The organism is uncultured Mucilaginibacter sp. (genome assembly GCF_903913935.1).
Classification (GTDB): domain Bacteria; phylum Bacteroidota; class Bacteroidia; order Sphingobacteriales; family Sphingobacteriaceae; genus Mucilaginibacter.
Genome location: NZ_CAIWNH010000526.1, coordinates 1 through 9,125, shown reverse-complemented (window position 1 = coordinate 9,125; position 9,125 = coordinate 1). Strand labels below are relative to the sequence as shown.

At 39.0% G+C, this 9,125-nt stretch carries 4 protein-coding genes; 1 reads left to right on the top strand and 3 read right to left on the bottom strand.

Annotated elements, in window-relative coordinates:
* Nucleotide 1: 1 nt before the first annotated feature.
* From QZY09_RS21150 to QZY09_RS21140, 3 genes are read right to left on the bottom strand one after another with little or no spacing between them, the layout of a single operon-like run.
* The gene (locus tag QZY09_RS21150; RefSeq protein ID WP_295675801.1) at nt 2–3,142 is read right to left on the bottom strand and encodes a SusC/RagA family TonB-linked outer membrane protein; all 3,141 of its coding nucleotides are present in this window, start codon (nt 3,140–3,142) and stop codon (nt 2–4) included.
* Nucleotides 3,143–3,171: 29 nt separating this feature from the next.
* On the bottom strand, nt 3,172–4,077 hold the full coding sequence (locus QZY09_RS21145) for a carbohydrate kinase (RefSeq protein WP_295675798.1): 906 nt from the start codon (nt 4,075–4,077) through the stop codon (nt 3,172–3,174).
* 9 nt (nt 4,078–4,086) lie between these two features.
* Nucleotides 4,087–5,418, bottom strand: coding sequence for a sugar porter family MFS transporter (locus QZY09_RS21140; protein ID WP_295675796.1), 1,332 nt, complete (start codon nt 5,416–5,418; stop codon nt 4,087–4,089).
* A gap of 335 nt (nt 5,419–5,753) precedes the next feature.
* Here QZY09_RS21140 and QZY09_RS21135 point away from each other — a divergent pair, with 335 nt between their 5' ends.
* Nucleotides 5,754–8,522 carry a substrate-binding domain-containing protein gene (locus tag QZY09_RS21135; protein ID WP_295675794.1) on the top strand — a complete coding sequence of 923 codons (2,769 nt, stop codon included), beginning with the start codon at nt 5,754–5,756 and terminating at the stop codon, nt 8,520–8,522.
* The last annotated feature ends 603 nt before the right edge of the window (nt 8,523–9,125 follow it).

Genomic DNA, 9,125 nt, shown 5'->3' with positions numbered 1-9,125 from the left:
TTTAGAATGATGCATTAATACCAAAACTGAAGACTTTAGGAATTGGAACCTGGTCGAGACTAAGCCTTTCCGGGTCCGGACTTAAATATTGCTTGCTTTTTAAAGTAAATATATTCTCGGCCATAGCAAATACGCGTATCCTTGTAAAGATTGCTTTAGGTTCAATACTATATCCAATTTGAATATTTCTCACTTTGAAATAAGAAGTATTTACGATGAAATAATCAGAAGTCCTTCCCTCGTTGTTATTGTCTTTCAGCGTTAAAGCTGGTACAGTTGTATTGGTATGCTGTGGTGTCCAGGCATTGAATACACCCGGCCCTACATTTTCCCGGCTATGCATTAAATTGTTGTAAAAGGTATAGGGATCAAATCCTCTTCTACCGGCGACACCCGATCCAAAAATGGATAAGTCAAACTTTTTGTAAGTCAAATCAATCCTTGCGCCGTACTCCAAAGCCGGCAGGGTAGTTCCGATCCATGTTTGATCGTTGGCATCAATTTTACCGTCATGATTTATATCTACATAACGAATTCTTCCCGGCCCTGCGCCGATTTGCGTGGGAGCAGCATCAACTTCAGCCTGAGATTGGAAAAGACCGGCTGTTTTATAACCAAATATGTCAAATTGTGAATGGCCAATAATAGTATTGTCTATACTGCCAGGGTATGCAGGTCGAACATTCTCCGGTAAGTTGGTGATCTTGTCTCTAAAATGAGAGAAGTTTAGCGTCACATTGTAATTAAAATCACCTGTTTGCTGCCCATGATAAGACACTATAAATTCCCAGCCCTTGTTACTTTTTGATGCGCCATTAACTGTCTTAGTTTGGCCTTCGCCCAATGCAGATGCAACAGGAGGTGTAATCAAAATACCAGTTGTTTTTCTGGTGAAATAATCAAATGATCCAGAAATTCTATCATTAAACATCGAGAAATCTAAACCGGCATTTACCTCATCAGTAGTTTCCCATTTAAGTCCGGGGTTTGCGGCCTGTGTTTGAACAAAACCAGAAGGTAAAGATCCTGTATTAGCACCTGATAAAGAATATGCGGTTCCAATATTCATATATTGTTCCCAAAATCCACCAACAAGTTGGGCCAATGTAGTGCCATACCGTGTATCATAAAGTGCAAAACGGGATAAATCACCAATTTCCTGGTTACCTACTCTACCCACACCAACTCTTGTTTTCAATTCAGAGAAAATGGTGTTATTTTTCATAAAGCCTTCCTTGTCAATTCTCCATCCAACAGACGCGGCCGGAAAAATACCATATTGATTATCAGTACCAAATCTTGAAGAACCGTCACGGCGAACAGTAACTGCTGCCAGATATTTACCGGCATAGTTATAATCTAAACGGCCAAATTCAGAAAACAATCTATTTCCAAGTGACGTTCCTGTAACGGTTGTATTGCCTGTTCCGGCATTTAACGTGAAATAGTCTTGACTTTGTAATGCAAAGCCCTGTTTTAGCGTGGTTTGAAAATCAGTAAAGGTCTTAACATATTCTGTACCAGCTAGTACTTTGAAATGATTTTTTGCATTCAAATCATAGTTATACCTTACCGTATTTGACCAGGTGGTACTTAAATAATGGTTTTGATCAAAAAACAAACTGTTCGTTGTGCGATTTAAAGCCCCTTCCGAAAAGGTTGGCGTTATAACCTTATTAAGATATGTTGCATTGTCTGCACCAAAATTAGTTTTGAAAAACAAATTTTTGATTGGTTGAATTTCTAAAAAAACGTTACCAAATGTGTTTACCCGATTTGCATTATTCCATTTTGCAAGGTCCTGCATGTGCAATGGGTTGTTCCTGTCAGAATACCCTGCACCTAATTCGCCGGCATATGTAGTTCCATCTATTTGATATACAGGAATGGTTGGTGCTAATGTTACCGCCAAAAATGGAGTCGATGCGCCCCCCAGGTCATTGGTTGTAAGGGTTTCATTAGAATTGGTTATTTTTAAATTAACACCAAATGTAGCTTTATTGTCAAAAGCATGTGACAAAGCATTGATGCTACCTGTCGTGCGTGCATACTTGGTAAACCTAACAAGACCGTTATTGGTGATATTACCAAAATTAATTTGAAGCGAAGAGTTTTTGTTGCCTATTGAAGCAGTTAAATCATTATTGGTAACAACCGCAGTTTTGTATAGTACGTTTTGCCAATCCGTATTACCTGAAGGGGTATTGGGATCACCACCTACCAGGGGCTTTTGTGTTACACTATTTAAAACGGGATTTTGATAGTTATTATTCCAATCGAAAGAATATATATCACCATAGCCTGCGGCAGGATCCTGGCCATCGTTTACAGAAGCTTGCCATAATGCCTTTCCCCTATCAGCTGAATTTAACATTTTGAATCGTAAAGATTTTTCAGATTCAATGGATGTGCTGTTATTAAATTGGAACTGCACTTTATCCTCTGTATTTCCACCGGTTTTGGTTGTTACTATAATAACACCATTTGATGCACGTGAACCATAGATCGATTCGGCCGAGGCATCCTTTAACACTTGAACAGATGCTATATCTAACGGTGACAAATTTTGAAATACTTCTGGCCTGGTGGTAGGTATGCCATCGATAATATATAAAGGATTGTTATTTCCTAAAGTATTTGCGCCACGTATTAGAATTCTGCTTGTTGCACCGTTAACCGATCCATCTTTTTCAATGTACAAGCCAGCGACTCTGCCTTGTAAAGCTTGCATGGTGTTACCTGAACTATTATTTTTAACAGGCGATAAGTCGACAACTGAAACAGATCCCGTTAGGTCCTTTCTTCTTTCAGAAGAATAACCAGTTACAACCACTTCGTTAAGCGTGCTTTGGTTATCTTTAAATTGAATATTCAAATTTTGCGTTGCAGCAGTAATTTGTACGCTTATGGGTTTCACGCCAACGAAGGTAAATTTTAGAGTTTGCCCGCTTTCTGCATTTATTTTAAAATTTCCCTTTGCATCTGTGGCGGTTGCTTTTTGAGTTTCTACAACCGAAACGGTTACAAATTCCAATGGCTTACCGTCGCTATCGATAACCGTCCCTGTAATTTGCCGGGACTGTGCATAGCCCTTGCTTAAAAATAACAAAAGCAAGAAGCAAAAAAGTAATAATTTTCTCATTAGTTTTTTTTTAATAATTGATTAATGGTCTAAAAAATTTGGTCTAAAAAATTGGTGTATTCTAACAAATCGTATTCCGGGCAACCTCCTTTCTGTGTAGCTATAAATGCCCCCATGGCCACTGAATTTTTGATGGTGGCCTGCGGGTCATTTTTTAAATAATGATTGTAAATAAAGGCAGCTAAAAAGGCATCTCCGCTGCCAATGGTATCTTTAACATTTACTTCGTTGCCCCATGCATTATATACCTTATCCTCTTTATAATAGGAAGCACCGAATTCACCCTTGGTCACTATTATTTCGGGTATATCAAAATGCTTTTGTATATATTTTATTTGAGACTGTTCGTTGCCCAGCGGTCCGCCAAATAAGAGCTGTGCCATTTCCAGCTCAGACTGATTGAATTTCACGATGTCCGCTTTGGATAAAAGCAACGCTAAAATGTCTTTATTAACAAACGGCGGACGGAGGTTAATGTCAAATACTTTTATGGCCTCACTTTCTAAAAATTCCTTCAGTGTGTTTCTTGAAATATCGTTTCTGGACGAAAGGCTGCCGTAGATAAAGTAGGTCGACGGCATAATTTGGTTTGTAAAAACTTCATTATAATCGATAAAGTCCCTGGCGACCGGAAACACGATTTCATAGGACACTTCGTTGCCGTTGTTCATTTTAGCAATCACCTGGCTCGTTGGGTATACTGTATCGACCTGTAATAACTGCATATCAATGCCCCATTTATCCATCAGTCCCACTAATCGCTGACCATCGTCGTCATAACCAATCCTGCTCACAATGCCGGTTGACAATCCCATTTTACTTAGGTGATAGGCTACATTTAATGGCGCTCCACCAGGCTGCGGGCCATCAGGTAAAACATCCCATAGGATTTCTCCGTAACAAATAGCAGGGCCGTTATAAATTTCCGTCTTCATAAATGTTGGTTAATGCATGATGATATTGGATTCGATTTGTTCAAGCGATTTCCCTTTGGTTTCAGGCATCCAGCGCCAAACGAAAATTAATTGAAGCACCATCATGGTACCGAAAAACGAAAATGTGACCGCACCGCCTAATTTTTCAGCCAGAAAGGGGAAGGCAAATGCAATAATTGCCGCCATGATCCAATGGGTAGAACTCCCTAAGGTTTGCCCCTTGGCCCTCACCTGGTTTGGGAAGATCTCGGAGATAAAAACCCAGATCACCGCCCCTTGTGAAAAGGCAAAAAAAGCAATGAAACACATCATATAAACGGGTACCGCAAAGCCGCTGAAATTGCCGGTGTAAAAAGTATACGCCACCATAAAAAGTGAGGCAATAAGCCCAAACGACCCGACCAGCATCAGTGTTTTGCGTCCAACCTTGTCGATAATGTTAATGCCAACGAACGTGAATATGAAATTAATCATCCCGATGCCCACCGTTGATAAAAGCGATGAGCGCGCACCCAGACCAGCCATCTCAAAAATGCGGGGCGCATAATATATGATCGCGTTAATGCCAGAGACCTGGTTAAAAAATGCAAACAAAACGGCAAGTATTATTGGAGTTTTGAATTGCCCCGAAAAAAGTGAATTACTGTCCGATCCGTTGGTGCTTTCCAGCTTAGAATTTTGGATAGATAAAAGTTCTTCTTTGCAGTTAAGCGGATTGATGATTTTGAGTATCTCGAGCGCCCGTATTGTTTCACCCTTTTTAAGAATGAGCCAGCGCGGGCTTTCAGGTATAAACCTTATCAGCACCAGGAATACAACTGAAGGAATTGCCTGTATCCCGAGCATTAAGCGCCATGAGGTATCACCCAATTGGCTGATGAGGTAATTCGATAAATAAGAAATTAAAATACCCAATACAACATTAAACTGGAACAGGCCAACCAGGCGTCCACGCTTGTCGGCAGGAGAAACTTCGGATATATAAATAGGCGCAGTTACCGAGGAGGCGCCAACTCCCAAACCGCCCAGGAAGCGAAAAACCAGAAACACGTACCAGTTATCAGCAAACGCGGTACCTAATGATGCCAGTAAATAGGCAATGGCTACAAAATAAAGAGTGTTTTTGCGGCCAAAACGATCAGACGGCTTGGAACCCAATAAGGACCCTATCACCGTACCTATTAAAGCGATTGAAATGGTAAGTCCGTGGGCAAAAACAGAAAGATGCCAGAATTGCTGGATGGATTTTTCGGCCCCCGATATTACTGCGGTATCAAATCCAAACAGGAAGCCGCCAAGAGCTACGACCATGGACCAGGCCAGGACAGAATGTTTACTCATAAAATATTTTTGGTGTTAGTTGGTTATTGATTGCAAAGTAGACCGAATCAGAGGGCGGTGGTTATCAATTTTATTTCAAAAAGCAATAAAATTGCAACAAATATTAAATAATTGATTTTCAGGTATTTAAATAAATTAAACCAAAGAAAAAATAGCTGATATATAGTAATGTTACATTAAAACTACAATTTGGTTACATCAAGGCTCTTCTGCAGGAAACCACTTTAGTTACCGCATTTGCAGAAGTTGATTGTTTATGTATAACTTTGAGAAAGGACTGAATTTTCCTGCCAATTATATACCGTACAATTACTTAATCCAGATAAGTTTCCGGCATGCATAAACGATATACATTTCTGAAATTTTTTATAATCATTTTCGTCATTACCGCAATATATAGCTGCAATGAGGCCAAAAAAAAATCTGCTTACACAATAGGATTTTCACAATGTGTAGGTTCTGATCTTTGGCGCAAAACTATGCTGGAGGAAATGAAGACTGAGCTCTCACTTCATCCTGGAGTTGATTTTATTTACACGGATGCTGAGAATAACAGTAATACACAGATCTCCCAGGTAAGAAAAATGTTAAACGATGGCATTGATTTGCTTATTATATCCCCCAATGAAGCGCAACCACTTACGCCTGTAGTAGAAGAAGCCTATAATAAAGGTATTCCCGTTATTGTAATCGACCGGAAAACGGCATCTTCCTTATATACAGCGTTTGTTGGAGCGGATAATTATGAAATAGGTAAAATGGCGGGCCAATATGTTGGATCAATATCAAAAGAAAGGGTCAATGTGCTGGAGATAACAGGTCTGCCCAGATCGTCAGCTGCTATTGAAAGAGACCATGGATTTATGGACGGGATTAAAAAATTTCCGAACGTACAAATCAAGGCCAAAATATATGGGGATTGGCTAAAAGAAGTAGCTGAAAGTGAATTACTGAACTTCAAAGCGAAGCTACCTGAAATTAATATGATCTTTGCCCATAATGACAGGATGGCTTCGGGGGCGAAGGAAGTGCTCGGTAAAATACACTATCCTGGGAAAATAAAAGTTATCGGGGTTGATGCATTGCCCGGTAATGGCGGCGGCTTGCAAATGATTGATAGTAAAACTATTGATGCTAGTTTGCTGTATCCTACCGGTGGAAAGGAAGCCATTGTCACAGCCTTCCATATACTTAATAAAGAACCTTTTTCAAGAGAAAATATCCTGCAATCGCTGGTTATTGATTCTACCAATGTACAGTTAATGAAAATGCAGTGGAGCAAAATAAGCAGCCAGCAGGATGATATTGTAAAGCAGCGGTCAATACTAGAAGAACAGCTTTCTATTTACAGGAGCCAACAAATTGTACTAAATATCATTGTGATCTCCCTGGTTTTAGCTATCGTATTTGGAGGCCTGGCATTTTATTCTTTATTGGAAAACCGGAAGATCAATAAAAGCCTTGAAGTAAAAAACGGCGAAATATTGTCACAGCGTAATCAATTAATTGAGATGTCTGCCAAAGCAGAAGCCGCAACGGAAGCGAGGCTGAATTTTTTTACAAATGTCTCTCACGAATTTCGTACTCCGCTTACATTGATGTTGTCACCTTTACAGGATTTACTTGGTAACGATAAAATCGTTTCATTGGCCGGTAGAAATGTAAAAATGATCCAGCAAAACGCGTACAGATTGTTAAAATTAGTTAACCAATTGATCGACTACCGTAAAATTGAATTTGATAAACAGCGGATTAAAACTTCAGAAAACAACCTCGTTGCATTTGTTAAAGAGGTAATGGAATGTTTTCGGGTGTACGCTCAAAAACAAAATATACAACTAACACTAATTTCAAAAGAAAAAAATATTCCGGTATGGTTCGAAGCTGAAATGCTGGATAAGGTTTTTTTTAATTTATTATCCAATGCCATTAAATTTTGTAGTGAGGATGGCCTGATTACAATCACCATACATAGGGAAGATACTAATTATGTCCATATTGAAGTCGCAGACAACGGGGTAGGGATGTCGGCTGAAGATACGTCATTAGTTTTTAATCAGTTTTACCAGGCTGATAATTCACCGATAACAGGTTCAGGAATTGGTCTCTCGTTATCAAAAGAAATTGTTTTGATGCACCATGGACACATCGAAGTTAAAAGCCAAAAGTGGAAAGGCACCACCTTTACGGTTTCCCTTCCTCTTGGCGATCATCATTTAGGCCTGATTGAAAAGGATTTTCAAAGAAATGAATGGTCTGATATGGCGGAGCGATCAAAAATATACCAGGCCGATCTTGAAAAAATAACAGGGGAAAACGAACAAGACATTTTTACCCAACCTAAAGAACATTCGATATTAATCGTAGAAGACAATAAGGACTTGTTGGCATACTTAGTAGAGAAATTCAGCGCGTCCTTTGAGGTGTACGCGGCGGATAATGGCAAAGCGGCATTAACAAAAGCTTATGAAAGGGTTCCTGATCTTATTTTATCGGATGTTGTTTTACCCGGATTGTCGGGTAAAACCATTGTTGAGAAACTCAAATCCGACGTAAGCACCTCTCACATCCCTATTATCCTGTTAACGTCCCAGGGTAGCCTTGAACACCAGATTTCGGGTGTAAATACTATGGCCGACCTATACATTACCAAACCATTTAATTTTGATCATCTGCTGGCCAGTGTACAAAACCTGATCAAAAACAGGATCATTCTAAAAGAGCATTTTACAAGCGATATCAGCACTTCAGAAAAGTTGCCAATTTCTAAAGGCATTGACAAAAAATTCATCAATGATTTTGCCGGTATAGTAGAACAGAATTTATCGAACGATAAGTTTAATGTGGACGACATTTGTAAAATAATTGGCATTTCAAGGATTCAGCTTTACCGAAAAGTAAAAGCTTTGCTGGGCTGCAGTATTACTGATTACATTTTGAATAGACGATTAAAAAAAGCAAAGTATTTGTTAAATAATGAAAGCTTAACTATATCAGAAATAACCTACAAAGTAGGTTTTTCAAATCCCAATTATTTCTCTACAGTTTTTAAATCAAAGTACGGGTGTACGCCGAGTGAGTTTAAAAGAAATCAACATTCATAATAGATCAAATCTATTAACTGTAATGACGTTTTATCGCTTAAATTTTTCTTGGTCGCGTTTATATCAATTGGAGATGGCATTCAGTTTAAATTTTAGTTCAATAAAAAAAGCCACTTGTTAGGCGGCCTACATGTATGAATAAGTTAAGCACAAATCAATTAAAGACGTCAAACTAAAATGCTATTTTCTTTGAGAACACATTGAAATTTGCTACCAAATTTGATACCAAAAGCAATTAACGGGCACAAAAAAGCCCTATACATAATGTATAAGGCATATTTTGATGTGGGGTTGCGGAGAGGGAGGGATTTGTTTACCTCTTAAACCGTTTTGATATTCAATATGTTAGGCGGATATTATTTCTTACTCACCGAAATACTCACCACTTTTTTTTGTACAGATTAATTGCAAATCTTATAGTACAAATATAGCAATTATGGATTTGTAAAACAGATTATTTGCAGCTTATTATGCTGATCATCTGTAACAGCAAAGGTAGCCAGCGAAGGCAGGGCAGTAAAGGGCTTTCGCGGCATAAACCCGCAAGCCTTTCACGCACTTGGCCATTTATTCCACGTTCCCTTGACAGCCCTGTCTTCTTCC